Genomic DNA, 18,888 nt, shown 5'->3' on the forward strand with positions numbered 1-18,888 from the left:
AGACACTATGAGAGCAGCAGTGATGTGGAGACCGGGCACACCGTTCGAAGTCCAGGACGTGGACATCGCGGCCCCCGGCCCAGGACAGGTATCCGTCGCGATCCACGCCTGCGGGGTGTGCGCCTCCGACCTGTCCTTGACCACCTCGTTCGGCCAACCCACCCCGGTCGTCCTCGGGCACGAGGGGGCGGGCATCGTCACCGAAATCGGCGCGGGCGTCGACTCCGTCGCCGTCGGTGACCATGTGGTGCTGGTGTGGGTCCCCCCGTGTGGTCGTTGCGCCCCGTGTCGGCGCGGTGACGACTACTTGTGCGCGAATCGACGATCCTCGGCGGACGCTCGCGCGGGCAAGGCGGCGGCCCGGCCCTCACCTCTCAGCGTCGACGGCAACGTGGTGCATCAGGGCATGGCCACCTCGACGTTCGCCGAACAAACCGTCGTGCCCGCCAACGCCGTCATCCGCATCGACGACGACGTACCCTTCCCCGTAGCCGCGATGATGGGCTGCGCCGTCCCCACAGGGGTGGGATCCGCGCTGCGAAGCGCACGTATCACCCCGGGCGACGATGTGGCCGTAATCGGCTGCGGAGCAGTCGGACTCAATGCCGTCATGGGTGCGGTCGTGGCCGGCGCGGCCCGCGTGATCGCGATCGACCCCATGCCGGGCCGCCGTGCGCTGGCCGAGAAGATCGGCGCCACCGAATCTGTCTCGCCGGAGGAGTTCGGTGACGTGCGCGGGCTCGACGTGGTCATCGACGCAGTCGGCCATCCGCCGACCGTGAGCGCGGCGTGGAAGGCGGTGCGACGCGGCGGCACCGTGACGGTGGTGGGCGCGGGGCGCCCCCACCAAGTTGTGGAAATCAACGCCTACGAACTCTTCCACGACGACAAGCGACTGACCGGAAGCTTCCACGGCGGCATCAGCATGCACCGCGACCTCTCCATCCTCGTCGGTCTGTGGCGCAGCGGCAGACTCCCGATCGAGGCGCTAATCGACAGTACGGCCGACCTCGACCGAATCAACGACGTCGTCACCGCACAGCAGTCCGGCGACGCACTCCGCGTCGTGCTCACACCGCGTTCCTGATTTTGCACTCCGATACACACGAAAGGATTTCATTAATGGGTATCAACCTGCTCGACAACGGCTCCGAGCGGCGCCACATCTTCTTCGACGCCGATGCGCACCCCGACGTACGCGAATCGCTCGCCTACCTGCTTCCACTGCCGCACCTCGGCCTCGGCGTCATCTTCTACACCTGGGTGCACGCACTCGGCGACAACGAGCAGGGCCGTGCCGGTGTCGCAGGCATCGTCTTCGGCCCCGGCGTGGACGAGACGGTCTTCGAGGTCCATGACCACATCGGTGTCCCCGATTCGCTGTCCTTCGACGACTGGCAGGTCGGTCCGGGTCGACTCACACTTTCCGACGACATGATGAAGTCCTCCATCGAGTTTCGCGGCGAACGGCTCACCATCGAATACGAGTGGACCGGACTCAATCCCTCATTCGGTTTCGCGGCCAACCGCAACGGCTGCCCGGACTGGCTGGCATGGGATCGTACCGAGCAAGGCGGCCACGTCACGGGCACACTCACCCTCGACGGCACCACGCATGAGATCGACGGGTACGCCCATCGTGACCACTCGTGGGGCATGCGCGACTGGGGCGGGCCCACCCACTGGAAGTGGTGGAACATCCTGACGGACGGCGGAACCGCCATTCACGCGATGGAACTGCAGTACCGCGGGAAGACCACGTTGCATGGGTACGTGCAGAAGGACGATGTGATCGCGACGATCGTCGAAATGGACTCCGACATCACCTTCGACGAACGATTCATGCACACGCGGGTCGAGGCCCGGATCGTCGACGACGAAGGTCGGGTCACCGAGGTGACCGCTCGGCAGGGCGCCGACCTGCAGTGGCCCGTCAGTCCTCGCCTGTGGATTCACGAAGCCGCGATGCACACCACGGTCGACGGCGTCGAGGGTGTCGGATACATCGAGTGTGCCTGGCCGCCCGAGTACGTCGCGCATCACCGCACCGACGGCGTCGGGGTCGGCGAACGCAGCGACCTCACCCTCGACCGCGACTGACCCCTCACGACAACTCGAAAGAGACGAACTATGAGCTACACGACCAAGGAGGAGTTCGACGTCCTCCACCGGCTGCGGGTCCGCGGTCTCGCCACGGCGGAACCGTTGATGCAGAGCACCGGCCACTCGCAGCCGACCATTCAAAGCATCCTCGATGACGCCGTCGCCCGCGGGCTGGCAAAGTCTCGGACCGGTGGCCGCGTCGAGGGGTATATGCTGACGTCGGCTGGACGCGAACGGCACACCGAACTCCGCGCCCGGCAAGTGTCACCGGACGAGGTGGAGGCTTTGACCGTCGCCTACGAGGCGTTCCTCGCGCCGAACCGGGAGTTCAAGCAGCTCACGACCGAATGGCAGACCGAGGCCGCAGGCGACACTGATCGGATCCTCCCGGGACTCGTTCAGTTGCACGAACAACTCGGCAAGGTGTTGTCACTCGCGGTGTCCGCCACTCCTCGGATGAGGCACTACCAACCCCAGTTCGACTCCGCACTCGACTCCTTCCGCGGCGGCGACCCCGGCGCCATCGCCCGCCCGATGTCCGGCTCGTACCACGACATCTGGATGGAACTGCACGAGGATTTGCTCCTCACGCTGGGCCGCGAACGAACGGACGCCGACGAGTGACCGAGATCCCGGTGCCTCGGGTCAGCGGGGCCCTTGCGGAGAGTCGGGTGCCGCTTCCTGGCACCACCAACGTGCGCGACCTCGCAGGATACCCGGGGCCGCCGGGGTGGACGATCGGTCCGCGGCGGCTGTTCCGGGGCGAAGTGCTCGCCGATGCCGATGAGTCCGAGTTCCAGGGGTTGTGGGACGAGAAGCACCGAAGCGACTTCCAGGATCTCGGACTACGGACGGTCATCGACCTGCGCGCCGAACACGAGGTGCGCCGGACGCGATCGGTATGGCACCGTGCGACCGGAGCGGAGGTCGTCGCACTACCCATCGCGGAAGGCGGGGAGGGCACCAACACGAACTACATCCGCAAACTCCTCTCCGGCGAATTGCCGCGGTTCGAGGAAGACGATATGACGCAGTTCTACTGCGACACGCTGGACCGGCGGGCGTCGACTTTCGGGGCGGCGATCACGGTGCTCGCCGACGCGCGACGTCTCCCCACACTGGTGCACTGCTCCGCAGGAAAGGATCGCACCGGCCTCCTCATTGCGCTCGTGCTGGAACTGGTCGGTACCCCGCGTGCACTCGTGGTGGAAGACTACGCCCTCACCGGTGTCCTCCGGCCCAACCGGATCGCCGCCTACGCGGCCCTCTTCACCGACGCCGGGGTGGACCCCGACGCAGCGCGGGTGCTCTTCGAGACACCGGCGGTGAGCATGGAACGTGCACTCGCTTACCTTGACGACACCTACGGCGGTGTCGCCGAGTACCTTGTCAACACGGGTGCCGTGCCCTCTCTGGCTCTCGAAGACCTGCGCAGCTCCCTGCTCGTCCCAACACGCGCGGATTGAGTGCACGGGCCTACTTTTGCCACGAGGGGGTCGAGGACCCTCGTCACCCGCTCCCCGATCGGCGTCATCGGTGATCCCTTGTGAATGCATGAACGTAGAGCTCAATGGCCGGAACGACCCACATCTTTTGTCTCTTCTGTGCGATCATTTCGACTCAGCTGAGGTCGTCTTGGCGGATCAATCGGCGTGCCGCCTCGGTGATCGAACCCGTCAGCGACGGATACACCGAGAACGTCGCGGCGAGGTCGTTGACGGTGAGGTTGTTCTGCACGGCGATGGCGATCGGGAGAATCAGCTCCGACGCGGTCGACCCAACTACCACCCCACCGATGACCGCACCGGTGGCCGGACGGCAGAAGATCTTCACGAAGCCGCGGCGCAGACCGGACATCTTGGCGCGCGGGTTGGTGTTGAGCGGCAGCATGACCGTACGGGCAGGCACCCGGCCAGTCTCGATCGCGGCCTGGCTGACGCCCACGGTGGCGATCTCGGGGCGGGTGAACACGGCCGAGGCCACGGTCTTCAGCTTGATCGGGCTCACGCCCTCACCGAGCGCGTGGTACATCGCGATGCGGCCCTGCATGGCCGCGACGGACGCCAGCGGCAGCAGACCGGTGCAGTCACCCGCCGCGTAGATCCCGGACACCGGCGTCCGCGACACACGGTCCACGCGCAGGTACCCGCCCTTGTCGAGCTCGATGCCGACCTTCTCCAGCCCGAGACCCTGGGTGTTGGGAACCGAACCGACAGTCATCAGGGCGTGACTGCCCTCGACCGTCCGGCCGTCCGCGAGCACGACGACGATGCCGTCCTCGGTGCGCTTCACGGCATCGGCCCTGGCGTGCTTGACCAGGGTGACGCCGCGTTCCGCGAGGACATCCTCGAGCACGAGGGCGGCGTCGGCGTCCTCACCGGGCAGGACGCGGTCGCGGCTGGACACCAGCGTGACCTTGACGCCCATCTCGGTGTAGGCGGACACGAACTCGGCACCGGTCACACCGGAACCGACGACGACGAGGTGCGCGGGCAGCTCCTCGAGGTCGTAGAGGTCGCGCCACGTCAGGATGCGCTCGCCGTCCGGCTCCGCCCCGGGGATCACCCGGGGGCTCGCGCCCGTGGCGATCAGGACGACGTCCGCATCGAGTGTCTTCTTCTCGCCGTTCTCGAGCGTGGCACACACCTGGTGGGACGCCATGCCCAGTCGCGGGTCGGCGATCTCGGCGGTGCCCGACAGCAGTTCGACCCCCACCGTCTGCAGGCGGGTGCGGATGTCGGAGGACTGCGCCTGCGCGAGGCTCTTCACGCGGGCGTGGATCTGCGGCAGCGCGACCGTGGCCTGCTCGGGATCGAGCGCAATGCCCAGGTCGGTGGCGCGCCGCATGTCGGTGCGCACGCCGGTGGAGGCAATGAACGTCTTGGACGGCACACAGTCGAACAGAACGCAGGCGCCGCCCACCCCGTCCGAATCGATCAAGGAGACGGAGGCGCCGTGCTGTGCGGCCACCAGCGCTGCCTCGTATCCGGCAGGCCCGCCACCAATGATCACGATTCGGGTCATCTGTCCTCCAATTCAACTGTCGACCGGGGTCTCCGGCCGGCTTTTCCTGCGATCGCAGCGCGTCGTGTCGTGCACTGCATGCAACAGATTACTAGCCACCGTTTAGGCTTGCCGCCGTGTCGATCTATGCCGCCTACGGGTCCAACATGCATCCCGAGCAGATGTTGCAGCGCTGCCCACACTCGCCGATGGCGGGGACGGGCTGGCTGCACGGCTGGCGACTGACGTTCAGTGGCGGGGACATCGGCTGGGAGGGCGCACTCGCCACCGTGGTCGAGGACCCCGATTCCAAGGTGTTCGTCGTGCTCTACGACGTCCCCGAGGAGGACGAGGTCAGCCTCGACCGATGGGAGGGCTCCGAACTCGGCATCCACCGCAAGATCCGCGTCCGCGTGGACACCGAGGGCGAACCCGTTCTCGCCTGGTTGTACGTGCTCGACGCGTACGAGGGCGGCCTGCCGTCCGCGCGCTACCTCGGGGTGATGGCCGACGCCGCAGAGATCGCCGGGGCCCCGTCCGACTATGTGCGCGACCTGCGCACCCGCAACAGCCGCAACGTCGGACCGGGCACCGAATAGAACCGCCTGACGCCGCGCCTCAGCCCAGCACGAGGCTCGACAGCACCCGGACCCCCACGCCCAGCGCCCGCTCGTCCAGATCGAACGTGGGCTGGTGGATGTCGAGCTGCTCGCCGACGCCCGACCAGACGCCGAGCCGGGCCATCGCGCCGGGAACCTCTTCGAGATACCAGGAGAAGTCCTCGCCGCCGCCGGACTGCGGCGTGTCGGCGAGGGCGTCCGGGCCGACCGTGCGGATGGCGTCCTCGAACATGCGCGTCGACACCTCGTCGTTGACGACGGGCGGGACACCGCGGCGGTAGTTGAGCTGGTACCGCACCCCGGTGGGCGCGAGCAGACCGTGGACGATCTCCCGGACCAGCGGCTCGAGCATCTCCCACGTCTCGTGATCGCCGGTCCGCACGGTGCCGGTCATCATGCCGGTCTGTGGAATGGCGTTGGGCGCCCGGCCTGCGCTCACGGCACCCCACACCATCACGGTGCCGGTGCGGGGGTCGATCCGCCTGCTGAGCATGCCCGGCAACCCGGTCACGACGGTGCCCAGCGCGAACACGAGGTCGGTGGTCAGGTGCGGACGCGACGTGTGGCCGCCCGGTGAGTCGAGCACGACCTCGATGGTGTCGGCCGCGGATGTGATCGCGCCGAGCCGCACACCGACCCGGCCGGCCGCGAGCCGCGGATCGCAGTGGAGGGCGAAGATTCGCGACACCCCCTCGAGCCGTCCGGCAGCGACGACCTCGAGCGCACCGCCGGGCATGACCTCCTCGGCGGGCTGGAAGATCAGCCGGACACCCACCGGGAGGTCGGGGATCTCGCTGAGCGCCAGACCGGTTCCCAGCAGGATCGTGGTGTGGGCGTCGTGTCCGCACGCGTGCGACACGCCCGGCACCGTCGACGAGTACGTGGCGCCGGTGAGTTCCTGGAGCGGAAGGGCGTCGATGTCGGCGCGCAACGCGATGCGGGGACCGTTCGACGGTCCGAGATCACACGTGAGGCCCGTTCCGCCGGGCAGCAGTTCGGGCGACAGACCGGCCGCAGCCAGCCGGGTCGCCACGAATTCCGTCGTCGCGTATTCGTGTCGCGCGAGTTCGGGATTGGCGTGGATGTGTCGACGCCACTGGGAGAGTTCGTCGGTGTGAGCGAGAATCCATTTGTCGACTGCCGCGTTCACCGGCGATCAACTCCTTCCAACAACCGCACCCGCTGTGTGTCGTCCGTCGCCGCGCGAACTGCCGTGCGAGCCAGCGCAATCGCTCCGTCGATCACCGCGCGGTCGGCGGACTCGGTGATGCACGCCGCCGCGAACCGAGGCTGATGCGTCACCGCGCCGCCCGAATCGAGGCCGATGACGGGATGAATTCCGGGCAGGACGTTGGTGACGTTGCCCATGTCGGTGCTGCCCAGCGGACGGACGCCCTCCCACTCGAGCGGCAAGGGTGTCCGTCCCATGTCGATGATCTGCTCCCGGTACGTCGCGACCAGCCACGGGTCCGGCGTCAGTTCCGTGTACGTGGGCGACACCGTCCGGATCTCGTGCGTGCACCCGGTGGCGAGTGCGCCGGCCGCGAAACACGCCTCCGCGCGTGTCGTCAGCTCGGACAGCGCCCACGCCGTCTCGGCGCGCAGGTAGTAGAGCATTTCGGAGCGTGCGGGAACGATGTTGGGCGCGGTGCCGCCGTCGGAGACGATCCCGTGGATCTGCTGCCCCGGCGAGAGGTGTTGGCGCAGCAGGCCGATCCCGACCTGGGCGACGGTCGCGGCGTCGGCGGCGTTGCGCCCGAACTCCGGTGCGGCCGACGCGTGCGCTTCGCGGCCGGTGAACGTGACCGCGATGTCGGCCAGCGCGAGGGACGTCGCTCCCGTGATGTCGATCGGACCCGGATGCACCATCAGGGCGGCCGCGACATCGTCGAAGACGCCTTTCTCGAGCATGGCGATCTTTCCGCCGCCGCTCTCCTCGGCGGGCGTGCCGATGACCCGCACCGTGATCCCGAGCCGGTCGGCGACCGTGGCGAGCGCGACGCCTGCACCGACCGCGGACGCCGCGATGATGTTGTGCCCGCACGCGTGACCGATCTCCGGGAGCGCGTCGTACTCGGCGCAGATCCCGATGACGAGGTCGCCGCTGCCGAATGTGGCGTCGAACGCCGTGGGCAGGTCCGCGATGCCCGACTGCACGTCGAACCCGCTGCGTTTGAGCAGTTCGGTGATCTTCGCGACGCTCCGGAACTCCTCGAATGCCAGTTCCGGTTCGCTGTGGATCGAATGGGACAGCGCGATCAGATCGGTCTCGATTGACCTGACCGCCGCCTCGACATCCGCATTCACGTGCTCATTCTCTCACCCGAAGCTGAAGTTGCTCTTGTCCGTCACCGTGGCGAGCGCGGCGAGGGCGTCGTGATGGATTCCGCGCTTGATCCCGGCGAGGTTGGCGCCGCGGGTGGCGGTCAGTGCGGCGGCCCGTGTCACGGCGGCCGTGAGGACGCCGTCCCCGTCCGCGATCTCGTCGACGATGCCCGCGCCGAGCGCGTCCGAACCGCCGTAGCGGCGGCCCGTCGTCATCGCCTCGACCGCGGTCTGCTTGGGCAGACGGGTGTTCAGGAGCGCCGACATCCCCACGGTGAAGGGCATGTTCAGCGACACCTCGGGGAGGCAGTAGAACCCGCGGTCGGCGCGCATGACTCGGAAGTCGTGCGACGTGGCGAGCATCGCGCCGGCACCGAAACTGTGCCCCTGCACGGCGGCGACGGTGGCCATCGGGAACGCGAGGAGGCGGCTGTAGATCGTGTGCACACGGTCGAGGTATTCCGGGAGCTTGTCCGTGTTGGCGAAGATCCACGTGGTGTCCAGGCCGTTCGTGAAGAACTTGCCCGTCGCGGTCGTGACCAGTGCGGCGGGACCCTCGTGGGCTTCCACCTCGTCCAGCGCGGCGTGGGTGGCGTCGATCCAGTCCGGATGGAAGCGGTTCTCGTTGTCCGTCTCGCCCTCGTTGCCGAGGTACAGGATGAATACGTCGCCGTCGCGATCGAGATAGGGCATGAGTGGAAGACTATCGCCTCATGGGAACGCCAGACGCCGCGGCCGCCGCGCTCGCCGCGCACACGAACTGCGCCGAACACTCGATCGCCGTCGTCCTCGGATCGGGGTGGAATGCCGCCGCCGACCGGTTCGGCGAATCACTCTGCACCGTCCCGATGGCCGATCTACCGGGGTTCACACCGCCGGCCGCCGCGGGTCACGCCGGAACGATCCGCTCCGTGGAGGTGGGCGGCAAGCGGATCCTCGTTCTGCTCGGCCGCACCCACGCCTACGAGGGCCATCCCTTGTCGTCCGTCGTGCACCCGGTGCGGACGGCCATTGCCGCCGGAGCGACGACCGTCATCCTGACGAACGCGGCCGGCGGAATCCGCGAGGACTTCACCGTCGGACAACCCGTGCTGATCAGCGATCACCTCAACCTCACGGCCCGGTCACCTCTCGTGGGCGCGGAGTTCGTGGACCTCGTCGACGCGTACGACCCCGCACTGCGGGCCCTCGCCCGCGACATCGACGGGTCGCTGACCGAAGGCGTCTACGCCGGGCTGCCGGGTCCGCACTACGAGACCCCCGCCGAGATCCGCATGCTGCGGACGATCGGTGCGGACCTCGTCGGCATGTCCACCGTCCACGAGACGATCGCGGCGCGGGCGCTCGGCGCCCGTGTCCTCGGGATCTCGATGGTGACGAATCTCGCGGCCGGCATCACCGGCGAGCACCTGAACCACGAGGAGGTCCTCGCCGCGGGCCGGGCGTCCGCCGACCGCATGGGCGGTCTTCTGCGAGAATTGGTGGAACGCTTGTGAACGATGCGATCGCGGACTGGATCGACGCCGATCCCGACCCCGAAACCCGGGCGGAACTCGCGAATCTCTCCGCCGACGAGCTCGCCGACCGTTTCGCCGCTCCGCTGAGTTTCGGGACCGCGGGTCTGCGCGGGCCGGTGCGGGCAGGCCCGAACGGCATGAACCTCGCCGTGGTGATCCGCACGACGGCCGGGCTGAGCGCGTGGCTGAAAGACCGGTGCCTGGGCGGCTCCACCGTCGTCGTCGGGCGCGACGCGCGGCACGGATCCGAGAAGTTCGCCGTCGCCGCGGCGGAAGTACTGGCGGCCGCGGGATTCTCGGTCGTCCTTCTCCCCCGCCCGCTCCCCACGCCGATCGTGGCGTTCGCGGTCCGCCGACTCCGCGCCGCGGCCGGCGTGCAGATCACCGCCTCCCACAACCCCGCCGCCGACAACGGGTACAAGGTCTACCTCGACGGCGGCGCCCAGTTGATCTCGCCGTCCGACCGGGAGATCGAAGCATCGATCACCCGGGTCGGGCCGGCGAACCTCGTGCCGCGCACCCCGGTGACATCGGCGTCCGAGGAACTCCTCGACCTCTACGTCGACCGGGTCGCATCCCTGCCGACGGGACGGTCGCGGACACTGCGCATCGCGCTCACCGCCATGCACGGCGTCGGCGGCGAGACCGCGGTCACCGCACTGAAATCCGCCGGATTCACCGACGTCCACACCGTCGCCGCGCAGTTCCACCCGGACCCGGACTTCCCGACCGTCGAGTTCCCCAATCCCGAGGAGCCGGGCGCCTCGGACGCCGTCCTCGCTCTCGCCGCGGAGGTCGGCGCCGACATCGCGCTGGCCCTCGACCCGGACGCCGACCGGTGCGCGGTCGGCGTGCGCGGACCGGACGGCTGGCGGATGCTCCGCGGCGACGAGACGGGCGTCCTGCTCGGCGAGCACGTCCTCGCGTCCGCCCCGGCCGATTCGCTCGTCGCGACGACGATCGTCTCGTCCGCTCTTCTCGGAAAGCTCGCCGAGGCCCGCGGCGCCCGCTTCGCCCGCACCCTCACCGGTTTCAAGTGGCTCGTCCGGGCCGGCGAGGGTCTCGTGTACGCGTACGAGGAAGCGATCGGTCACTGCGTCGACCCAGAGTCGGTGCGCGACAAGGACGGTATCTCCGCCGCGGTGGTGGCCGCCGATCTCGCCGCGACGCTGCGGGCAGAGGGGTCGACACTCCTCGACAGGCTGGACGACTACGCGCTCGAATTCGGGTTGCACGCCGGAGACCAGGTGTCGCGACGTGTCACCGACCTCTCGGACATCAGCGCGATGATGCGACGCCTGCGGTCGGAACTGCCTGCCGAACTGGCCGGCGAACCCGTCGAGGCCACGGATCTGGCGGAACTGCGGGGGCAATCCCGCACCGACGCGGTCGTTCTCGCGGGGTCCACCGTCCGGATGGTCGTGCGTCCCTCGGGAACCGAACCCAAGCTCAAGTGCTACCTGGAGGCGGTCGTCCCGGTGCCCGATCGATCGGCGCTACCCGCAGCCCGCGAGAGGGCCTCGACCCGGTTGAACCTGTTGCGCGAGTTCGCCGAAGCCCTGTAGCCGAGGAGTCAGCGCGGCCCGAACTGACGGTCCCCGGCGTCGCCGAGGCCGGGCACGATGAACGCGTCCTCGTTGAGCCCCTCGTCGACCGCAGCGGTGACGAGTCGCACGGGATGACCCGACGCCGAGAGGGCAGCAACACCTTCGGGCGCCGCCACGACGCACACGGCGGTGACGTCCGTGGCGCCGCGGGCGACGAGCAACTCGATCGTGTGCACCATCGAACCGCCGGTCGCGAGCATCGGGTCGAGGACGTACACCGGGATGCCGGACAGGTCCGCGGGGAGCGACTCGAGGTACGGCACCGGCAGATGCGTCTCCTCGTCCCGGGCCATGCCGACGAAACCGACTCGCGCCTGCGGGATCAGGCTGCTGGCCTGCTCGACCATGCCCAGTCCGGCGCGCAGGACGGGAACGAGTAACGGCGGATGGGTGAGCCGCACCCCGTCGGTCGTGGCGATGGGCGTGACCACGTCGAACGTCTGGACCGGAGCCTCGCGCATCGCCTCGTACACCAACATGTGTGTCAGCCTTCGCAAGGCGGCGCGAAATGTGGCATTGTCGCTGCGCGCATCGCGCATCGTTGTCAGGAGGACCGCTGCGAGCGGGTGGTCGACGACGTGCGTGTTCATGTTCGAAGAATAAGGGGGCGCGGGGCGAGATTTCGCAGGAGAGCGATTCTCGGCGCATCGGGGGTGGAACCGAATCGGTCTCACCTGCGTCCAATATGTTGACCGGTATCAAATCCGACTGGGGGGATGACGATGAACGACTTGAGGGCGGATACCGCGAGTATCGCCGAGTTCGCGGCCACGGCAGCGACCATGTCAGCGGAGATGCAGGCCGCAGGTCTCGGCGCCGCCGCCGCAGGGCCGCTCCTGCTCGGACCGGTCTTCGGGGTGATCGGCGGAGACTTCGTCGCCGCGTTCGGCGGGGCGCACGCCGCGCACCTGGCTTCCATCGAGAAACTGTCCGGCGTGCTCGGCGGGATCAGCGCGACCGCCCTCGCGAACGCCGCCGCGTATGAGGGCACCGAGGCCGCCATCACCGCCGCCCTCGCCGCGGATGCGGTCGGGCTGGAGGCCTGACCGTGGTCCCCATCGATCTCCTCACCCGACCGATCCTCGATCTGCTCGGGGCGTTCGGCAGCGGCCTTCTCCCCGCCGGCGGACCGGCCGACGCCCTGCGCGCGTCCTCGGTCGCCATCGACGCCGTGCACGACACCGGACGCACCGGCATCAGCTCCGTCTACGGCGACTGGCAGGGCAGGGGTGGCACGGGCGCGATCGTGAAGACCGAAGAGGCGCAGCGGGCGACGGTCGCGGTCTCCGATCGCGGCAACGACATGGCTGCCGTCGTCGCCGAGGCCTCCGAGATCGTCCGGGCCGGAATGCTCCAGCTGGAGGAGATCCTGCAGTCGTTCATCTCCCTCGCGGTCGCGGCCGGACCCGCCCTGGCCACCCCACCCGGTCAGGCGATGATCATCGCGGCGGCACTCGACCACCTCGGCAGGGCAACCGCGGTCGTCGCGAAGGTCCGGGCCGAACTCGGCGAGCAGACCGGCCGGATGGTCGCCCTCACACCGGCCGAAGACATCCCGGCCGCGCCCGCCGCCACCGCGCCCGCGAGCATGTCCGCGGCGAGCACGGTGCCCGCCTCCGCGGCCCCCGTCGCACCCGCGGGCTCCGACGCGGTGAGCCGCGCGGCCTCCGGGTTCGCGAGTTCCTCGGGCGCGTCGCCGATGTCCGGTCTGACCGGCATCGCCGCCCCGGCCGCGCGCTCGTCGGGCGGACGCGGCTCGGGCGGATCCCGCGCGGATTCCCTCACCGGCAGGTCCGGAGGTGCCGGTCACGGGCCATCCTCCTCGGACTCCGCACACGGCGGCGAGGGCGTCGAAGTGGTCCTGCCCGACGGCAGCACCGTCGTCGCCCCCAACAAGGAAGCGGCCGACGCCGTCCGCAACGCGCTGTCGCAGCAGGGTGTCCCGTATGTCTGGGGCGGGACGTCGCCCGGCGAGGGCCTCGACTGCAGCGGACTGACGCAGTGGGCGTACGGCGAAGCGGGCGTGGGTCTTCCGCGTCTGGCGCAGGAGCAGAACGTCGGCACCGCGGTCGACCCGGGCGACCTCATGCCCGGCGACCTCGCCGTCTGGGACGGCCACGTGGCCATGGTGATCGGCAACGGCCAGCTCGTCGAGGCCGGCGATCCCGTGCAGGTCGGTCCGATTCGAACCAGCAACAGCGGCATGGGCTTCTACGGCTTCTACCGCCCCACGGAATGACAGGAATCATGTTTCCCCCCACCCCACCCCCGGCCGGGACCACGGCCGCAGTGAGTAACCGCTCCGGCACCGTTTCGGTCCGGACCACCGAGCAGGGCCTGCCGCTCGAACTCCGCATCGATCCGCGCGAACTCCGGTACGGCGGTCAGCGGCTCGCGGACGAGATCCTGACGCTCTGCAGGCGCTCGGCCATGGAGGCCGGGGCGCGGCGACGCGACGAACTCGCCCGTGACGGCATGCCCGCCGAGATCCTCGACAAGCTCGGTCTGCCCACCCGCGCCGACGTCGCCGCCGCGCAGGCGATCGAGGACGAGGAAGAACCCATCCCGACGAGCTGGATGCGACCACTGTGAGCGAACACGACATGGATGCGATCGTCGGGCGGGCCACCGAACAGGTGAATCTGCTCGAGGAGGCCCTCGCCGGACTTCAGGCGATCAAGGCGCGCGCGTCGAGCGAGTCCGATCAGGTCACGGCCGAGGTCGACGGGAACGGCACGCTGACCGGTCTCTGGATGGACGACTCCATCTCGACGCTCGACGCCCGCACACTCGCGACGATGATCACGAACACCACCCAGGAGGCCGCCCGGCTCGCTACCGAACAGCGCACCCGGGTCATGACGACGCTGCAGGACGGGTTCGGGAAGGTGTGACCGTCACTCCCCGGCGAAGTCGATCGCGTACCGCTCGAAGTTCAGCAGCCGTCCGTCGACCGACCAGACGCCGCGGCGATGATGGGTGTTGTCGGCGCAGCAGCCTTCCATCGCCGCCCACCCGTCCCCGCGGAGCGGCGGGCCGATCACCGGGACCGTCCCGTCGAAGAACGGGACGGTCACCGAGGTGCCGAGGGTGGCAGGCACGGGAACGCCGGATTCGTCGACCATGCCCGCGAGGCCGGGAATCGGCTGATCCGGCGGCGGCGTCTCCAGCGCACGGACCGAAACCGTCGCCTTCACCCTAGCCGGCACCGGGGTCGCCTCGTCCATGGCGACGTCGACGAAGAAGACACCGAGCTGGGCCGGTTGCAGGCGATCGGTCGGGGTCGCGTTGTCACCCACGAGGTTCATGTTCGCCGCGACAGTCGCCGCGCACATTCCCGGCACTGCGATCGAGGAGACGAACGACCGTCGCCGTCGGGGTCTTCGAGTTACCTCGCCGATCCGGAACATGCACCCTCCGCGAACGACTCGACGCACAGTGAACGTCATGGTAGGGCTCCGATACGCGCCGTTCGCCCCGTGTGACCGACCAGGTCGCGGCTGCTGCGACACGGCGGCGACGGGCGCCGGAAACGGTCCGCACACAGCCCGGGTATAACTTTGGCCGCGGGGTCGATAGGCTTCGCGCCATGGCTGGAGACATCGTCCCGATCGAACTCGGTCTCACCGACGGCGACCTCGTGACACTGTGGGCACCACGGTGGCGTGAGGGCGACGACGAGTGGGAAGCATTCCTTGGTCACGAGGAAGACCTCTATGGGTTCGAATCAGTGGCAGAACTCGCTGCCTTCATCCGCACGAACACGGACAACGATCTCGTCGAGCACCCTGCCTGGAGTGTGGTGTCCGGACTGTCCGCCGCCGAGCTCGAGCCCGACGAGAACTTCTGCTTCGATCTGATCGGGGTGCCGGAACTGGCGGCGAGCGACCCCGAGGCCCTCGTCGTGAGCGAACTCGAAGACACGCTCAACATGGTGCGCAACATCGGTGAGGTCTGCGAGCTGGACGCGGTCACCAAGTTCTTCAACGCGAATCCCATTCTCGGCGCGCTGCCCGCAGGCGCCAGCGCATTCGAGGGCCGCGAGGGCGAGGAGCTGTGGGCCCAGATCGGCACCGCCATCGCGAAGGGCTGGGATGACGTCCTCGACGCCGTCGACAACATCGTCGCCACCCCCGAGGTGGACGCCGAGGCCGTAGCCGTCGCCGAGGCCGAACTGGTGGCCGCCGACGAGAACACCGTCGACGTGGACGACGTGGCCGAAGAGGCGGAGGAAGACGAGGAGTTCGTCGCACTCGACCTCGATACCGAGGACGAGGAGGAGGACGACTCGTTCTGGGGTGCGGTGGGTGTCGACCCCGTCAAGATCATCACGTCCGGGGAGACCTACTTCACCCTCCGCTGCTACCTCGACGACGACGCGATCTTCCTCGGGCGTGACGGCACGATCTTCGTCTTCGCGTCCGAACGCGCGCTGGCCCGCTACCTTGCCGACAACCATGAGCACGCCCTCGCGCAGGTCAGCACGTACGAGGAGATCCAGGTGGCGGCCGTCGACGGGTCGCTCGAGGTCGAGGTCACCGACGAGAACGTGTACGTCCTGCCCGGTCTCGCCGACGACCTGGCCGCGGGCCCGGAGTCCGTCGACGCCGACCAGCTCGACCTCGCCGTCGAATTGTTCACCGATGCAGCCGATTTCGCAGACGACGATTCGGTGGAAACCGCACTCGCGACGTCCGAGCCGCTGGGCTGGTACGTCTCGTTCGTCCTCAACCCGGATCCGACGCGGATGGCGCCCAGCGCACCGTTCGACGCCGAAGCCGAGGCGTGGCGGACGCTCGAGCGGGAGTTCGAGGCCCGCCTGCGGACGGTGTGAGCGCCCGCCCCCGGGGCGCTCAGCCCACCAGCACGGCGAATCCCGGCTTGATCACCTCGTCGATCAACTGCAGCCGCTGATCGAACGGGATGAAGGCCGATTTCATGGCGTTGATGGTGTAGCGCTCGAGATCCGTCCAGCCGTAACCGAACGTCTCGACGAGGCGGAGCATCTCCTGGCTCATACTGGTGTCGCTCATCAGCCGATTGTCGGTGTTGACGGTCACCCGGAACCGCAGCCGGGCGAGCAGGTCGAACGGATGATTCTCGAGTGCGTCCACGGCCCCGGTCTGGACGTTGGAACTGGGGCACAATTCCAGGGGAATCCTCTTGTCCCGCACATAGTTCGCGAGCGCGCCCAGCACCGGGACGCCGTCGTCGCCGATCGTGATGTCGTCGGTGATCCGGACCCCGTGTCCGAGCCGGTCCGTCCCGCAGAACGCGATGGCCTCGTGAATGGACGGCAAACCGAACGCCTCACCCGCGTGAATGGTGAAGTGTGCATTGCTGCCCCGCATGTACTCGAAGGCGTCGAGGTGGCGGCTGGGCGGATTCCCGGCCTCGGCGCCGGCGATGTCGAACCCGACGACACCGCGGTCCCGGAACCGGATCGCCAGTTCCGCGATTTCCCGGGACCGTGCCGCGTGCCGCATCGCGGTGAGCAGGACGCCGATCCGGATGTTCTGACCGCGCACTTCCGCCGCCGACTCCCCGGCCTCGAATCCGAGCAGGACCTGTTCCACCACCTCGTCCAGGGTCAGCCCCTCTTCGAGGTGCTGCTCCGGGGCGAACCTGACCTCGGCGTAGACCACCCCGTCGCCGGCGAGGTCCTCGGCGCATTCGCGGGCGACGCGTTCGAGCCCTGCGGGTGTCTGCATGACCGCGACCGTGTGGGCGAACGTCTCGAGGTATCTCTCGAGCGAACCGCTGTCGGCGGCCTCCCGGAACCACGTGGCGAGCGCGGGCGCGGTGTCGGCGGGCAGCGCGTCGTAGCCGCAGTCGCGGGCGAGTTCGAGGACCGTCTCGGGCCGGAGACCTCCGTCGAGATGGTCGTGCAGCAACACCTTCGGCGCTCGGCGCAGGGCCGACAGATCCAGTGCGGTCATGCGTCGACGTTAGCGTGAGGGATCCTCTATCCGCTCGATGACGAGCGGCGTGGCCACCGACGGCGCGTCGGCCACGACGGTCCAGGCTTCGGAAAGTGCGGCTTTCGCCGCGGCGAACCGTTCGGGCGTGTCGGTGTGCAGCGTGACGAGCGGGGTGCCCACCGACACCGTCTCCCCCGGCTTCGCGTGCAACTCGATGCCCGCCCCCGCCTGCACCGGCTCGCCCTGTCGCGCCCGACCCGCGCCGAGCCGCCATGCGGCGAGCCCGACCGCCATGGCGTCGAGACCGCACACCACCCCGTCCGACTCGGACAGCAGCACCTCGGTGTGCCGGGCCGTCGGCAGAGGCGCGTCGGGGTCGCCGCCCTGGGCGGCGATCATCCTCCGCCAGCGATCCATGGCGGACCCGTCCCGCAGTTTGTCGGCGGGGTCGACACCGTCGATTCCGGCCGCCTTCAACATTTCTCGCGCGAGCTCGAGAGTGAGTTCCACGACGTCGGACGGGCCACCCCCGGCGAGCACCTCCAACGATTCCCGCACCTCCAGCGCATTGCCCGCCGTGTGGCCGAGTGGCGCGTCCATCGCCGTGAGCAACGCCATGGTCCGCACTCCGGCGTCGTTCCCGAGGTCGACCATCGTCTGGGCGAGTTCGCGCGCGTCGTCGAGCTTCTTCATGAACGCACCCGACCCGACCTTGACGTCGAGCACGAGCGCGCCGGTGCCCTCGGCGATCTTCTTGCTCATGATCGAGCTGGCGATGAGGGGAATCGACTCGACCGTCCCGGTGACATCGCGGAGCGCGTACAACCGCCGGTCCGCCGGTGCCAGGTCCGAGCCCGCGGCGCACACGACGGCTCCGACGGCGGGATCGGACAGGATCTCGGCCATCTCGGAGGTGTCGAGGTCGGCGCGCCAGCCGGGGATCGACTCGAGCTTGTCGAGGGTTCCGCCGGTGTGACCCAGCCCGCGTCCCGACAGTTGCGGTACCGCGGCGCCGCACGCGGCGACCAGCGGCGCGAGCGGGAGCGTGATCTTGTCGCCGACACCACCCGTCGAGTGCTTGTCCACGGTGGGGCGGCCGAGGTGGGTGAAGTCGAGGCGGCGACCGGACGAGATCATCGCCGTGGTCCAGCGGCTCACCTCCTCGCGCGTCATCCCGCGGAAGTAGATCGCCATGGCCAGCGCCGACATCTGCTCGTCGGCCACGACTCCCCGGGTGAATGCCTCGACCACCCAGTCGATCTCTGCACCGGACAGTTCCCTACCGTCGCGCTTGGCGGCGATGATCGACGAGGCGTCATGCATGGCTGATTCTCCCCTTCTCCTCCGGACCGAAAGCGTCCGGCAGCAGCTGTTCCAATGGGCGCACGCCGGCCCGGTGGTCGACGAGCAGTGCGGGGCCGCCGTGCTCGAAGAGAATCTGCCGGCAGCGTCCGCACGGCATGAGTATGTCGCCACTCGCGTCACAGCAGGTGAAGGCGATTAATCGCCCGCCACCTCCGGCAAATAAGTTACCGACCAGTACACACTCGGCGCAGAGCCCCAACCCGTATGAGACATTTTCCACATTGCATCCGACGACGATTCGTCCATCGTCCACCAGCGCCGCCGCTCCCACCGCGAAGCCCGAGTAGGGCGCGTAGGCCCGGCCCATCACCTCATGCGCGTTGGCGCGCAACAGTTTCCAATCGATCTCGACCATAGTTTCCCATCCAATCACGTGGGCTGAATGGATGCAGAGATTCGCCCGCGACGACCCAGTTCGTATTGGAGA

21 protein-coding genes are annotated in these 18,888 nt (G+C 68.7%); 12 read left to right on the forward strand and 9 right to left on the reverse strand.

What is annotated here, in order from left to right:
• The first annotated feature begins 7 nt into the window (after positions 1 to 7).
• The 4 genes from AZG88_RS16625 to AZG88_RS16640 are packed head-to-tail and all read left to right on the forward strand — an operon-like array spanning position 8 to position 3,569.
• Complete coding sequence (locus AZG88_RS16625) at positions 8 to 1,087, forward strand: alcohol dehydrogenase catalytic domain-containing protein (RefSeq protein ID WP_061698304.1); 1,080 nt, start codon at positions 8 to 10, stop codon at positions 1,085 to 1,087.
• 35 nt (positions 1,088 to 1,122) lie between these two features.
• The gene (locus tag AZG88_RS16630; protein ID WP_061698305.1) at positions 1,123 to 2,100 is read left to right on the forward strand and encodes a DUF7064 domain-containing protein; all 978 of its coding nucleotides are present in this window, start codon (positions 1,123 to 1,125) and stop codon (positions 2,098 to 2,100) included.
• Between the two features lie 30 nt (positions 2,101 to 2,130).
• Positions 2,131 to 2,727 carry a hypothetical protein gene (locus AZG88_RS16635; RefSeq protein ID WP_061698306.1) on the forward strand — a complete coding sequence of 199 codons (597 nt, stop codon included), beginning with the start codon at positions 2,131 to 2,133 and terminating at the stop codon, positions 2,725 to 2,727.
• A gap of 47 nt (positions 2,728 to 2,774) precedes the next feature.
• Positions 2,775 to 3,569 carry a tyrosine-protein phosphatase gene (locus tag AZG88_RS16640; RefSeq protein WP_197487842.1) on the forward strand — a complete coding sequence of 265 codons (795 nt, stop codon included), beginning with the start codon at positions 2,775 to 2,777 and terminating at the stop codon, positions 3,567 to 3,569.
• A 154-nt stretch (positions 3,570 to 3,723) separates the two neighbouring features.
• Here AZG88_RS16640 and AZG88_RS16645 read toward each other — a convergent pair whose 3' ends face one another.
• Complete coding sequence (locus tag AZG88_RS16645; RefSeq protein WP_061698308.1) at positions 3,724 to 5,127, reverse strand: NAD(P)H-quinone dehydrogenase; 1,404 nt, start codon at positions 5,125 to 5,127, stop codon at positions 3,724 to 3,726.
• Between the two features lie 116 nt (positions 5,128 to 5,243).
• Here AZG88_RS16645 and AZG88_RS16650 point away from each other — a divergent pair, with 116 nt between their 5' ends.
• Positions 5,244 to 5,705 carry a gamma-glutamylcyclotransferase gene (locus tag AZG88_RS16650; RefSeq protein ID WP_005239924.1) on the forward strand — a complete coding sequence of 154 codons (462 nt, stop codon included), beginning with the start codon at positions 5,244 to 5,246 and terminating at the stop codon, positions 5,703 to 5,705.
• 19 nt (positions 5,706 to 5,724) lie between these two features.
• Here the strand turns inward: AZG88_RS16650 and AZG88_RS16655 are convergent, their stop codons facing one another.
• Genes AZG88_RS16655 through AZG88_RS16665 form a run of 3 tightly spaced genes read right to left on the reverse strand, consistent with a single transcriptional unit; the run spans position 5,725 to position 8,744 of the window.
• Complete coding sequence (locus tag AZG88_RS16655) at positions 5,725 to 6,876, reverse strand: M20 family metallopeptidase (RefSeq protein WP_061698309.1); 1,152 nt, start codon at positions 6,874 to 6,876, stop codon at positions 5,725 to 5,727.
• Entirely contained in the window at positions 6,873 to 8,033 is a 1,161-nt protein-coding gene (locus AZG88_RS16660; protein ID WP_005239922.1) for a M20 family metallopeptidase, read from the reverse strand. The genes AZG88_RS16655 and AZG88_RS16660 overlap by 4 nt, the downstream gene beginning before the upstream one ends.
• Before the next feature lie 12 nt (positions 8,034 to 8,045).
• Positions 8,046 to 8,744: an enoyl-CoA hydratase/isomerase family protein gene (locus AZG88_RS16665; protein ID WP_005239921.1), complete on the reverse strand. Its 699-nt coding sequence runs from the start codon at positions 8,742 to 8,744 to the stop codon at positions 8,046 to 8,048.
• 20 nt (positions 8,745 to 8,764) lie between these two features.
• On the opposite strand from AZG88_RS16665, the gene AZG88_RS16670 reads away from it, so the two are divergent.
• Both AZG88_RS16670 and AZG88_RS16675 read left to right on the forward strand, forming a co-directional pair.
• Positions 8,765 to 9,547, forward strand: a complete 783-nt coding sequence (locus tag AZG88_RS16670) for a purine-nucleoside phosphorylase (RefSeq protein ID WP_025433646.1) — start codon at positions 8,765 to 8,767, stop codon at positions 9,545 to 9,547.
• Positions 9,544 to 11,133, forward strand: a complete 1,590-nt coding sequence (locus AZG88_RS16675) for a phospho-sugar mutase (RefSeq protein WP_082833342.1) — start codon at positions 9,544 to 9,546, stop codon at positions 11,131 to 11,133. Before AZG88_RS16670 ends, AZG88_RS16675 begins: the two co-directional genes overlap by 4 nt.
• A gap of 8 nt (positions 11,134 to 11,141) precedes the next feature.
• Here the strand turns inward: AZG88_RS16675 and upp are convergent, their stop codons facing one another.
• Entirely contained in the window at positions 11,142 to 11,765 is a 624-nt protein-coding gene (gene upp, locus AZG88_RS16680; RefSeq protein WP_025432268.1) for a uracil phosphoribosyltransferase, read from the reverse strand.
• A gap of 132 nt (positions 11,766 to 11,897) precedes the next feature.
• Between upp and AZG88_RS16685 the strand changes: the two genes are divergently transcribed.
• The 4 genes from AZG88_RS16685 to AZG88_RS16700 are packed head-to-tail and all read left to right on the forward strand — an operon-like array spanning position 11,898 to position 14,069.
• Positions 11,898 to 12,221, forward strand: a complete 324-nt coding sequence (locus tag AZG88_RS16685) for a type VII secretion target (RefSeq protein WP_061698317.1) — start codon at positions 11,898 to 11,900, stop codon at positions 12,219 to 12,221.
• Between the two features lie 2 nt (positions 12,222 to 12,223).
• The gene (locus AZG88_RS16690; protein WP_061698310.1) at positions 12,224 to 13,414 is read left to right on the forward strand and encodes a C40 family peptidase; all 1,191 of its coding nucleotides are present in this window, start codon (positions 12,224 to 12,226) and stop codon (positions 13,412 to 13,414) included.
• An 8-nt stretch (positions 13,415 to 13,422) separates the two neighbouring features.
• Entirely contained in the window at positions 13,423 to 13,767 is a 345-nt protein-coding gene (locus tag AZG88_RS16695) for a hypothetical protein (protein WP_005239906.1), read from the forward strand.
• On the forward strand, positions 13,764 to 14,069 hold the full coding sequence (locus tag AZG88_RS16700; RefSeq protein WP_005239900.1) for a YbaB/EbfC family nucleoid-associated protein: 306 nt from the start codon (positions 13,764 to 13,766) through the stop codon (positions 14,067 to 14,069). Before AZG88_RS16695 ends, AZG88_RS16700 begins: the two co-directional genes overlap by 4 nt.
• 3 nt (positions 14,070 to 14,072) lie before the next feature.
• Here the strand turns inward: AZG88_RS16700 and AZG88_RS16705 are convergent, their stop codons facing one another.
• Positions 14,073 to 14,474, reverse strand: a complete 402-nt coding sequence (locus tag AZG88_RS16705) for a hypothetical protein (protein WP_231914039.1) — start codon at positions 14,472 to 14,474, stop codon at positions 14,073 to 14,075.
• Between the two features lie 290 nt (positions 14,475 to 14,764).
• Between AZG88_RS16705 and AZG88_RS16710 the strand changes: the two genes are divergently transcribed.
• On the forward strand, positions 14,765 to 16,009 hold the full coding sequence (locus AZG88_RS16710; protein WP_005239894.1) for a hypothetical protein: 1,245 nt from the start codon (positions 14,765 to 14,767) through the stop codon (positions 16,007 to 16,009).
• A 19-nt stretch (positions 16,010 to 16,028) separates the two neighbouring features.
• On the opposite strand, the gene AZG88_RS16715 is transcribed toward AZG88_RS16710, so the two are convergent.
• Genes AZG88_RS16715 through AZG88_RS16725 form a run of 3 tightly spaced genes read right to left on the reverse strand, consistent with a single transcriptional unit; the run spans position 16,029 to position 18,816 of the window.
• Complete coding sequence (locus AZG88_RS16715; RefSeq protein ID WP_005239892.1) at positions 16,029 to 17,114, reverse strand: adenosine deaminase; 1,086 nt, start codon at positions 17,112 to 17,114, stop codon at positions 16,029 to 16,031.
• A gap of 9 nt (positions 17,115 to 17,123) precedes the next feature.
• On the reverse strand, positions 17,124 to 18,419 hold the full coding sequence (locus tag AZG88_RS16720) for a thymidine phosphorylase (RefSeq protein ID WP_005239891.1): 1,296 nt from the start codon (positions 18,417 to 18,419) through the stop codon (positions 17,124 to 17,126).
• Positions 18,412 to 18,816, reverse strand: coding sequence for a cytidine deaminase (locus AZG88_RS16725; RefSeq protein ID WP_005239890.1), 405 nt, complete (start codon positions 18,814 to 18,816; stop codon positions 18,412 to 18,414). The genes AZG88_RS16720 and AZG88_RS16725 overlap by 8 nt, the downstream gene beginning before the upstream one ends.
• Positions 18,817 to 18,888: the final 72 nt, after the last annotated feature.

Origin of the sequence: Rhodococcus sp. LB1, assembly GCF_001583455.1 — a bacterium.
GTDB lineage: Bacteria > Actinomycetota > Actinomycetes > Mycobacteriales > Mycobacteriaceae > Rhodococcus_F > Rhodococcus_F opacus.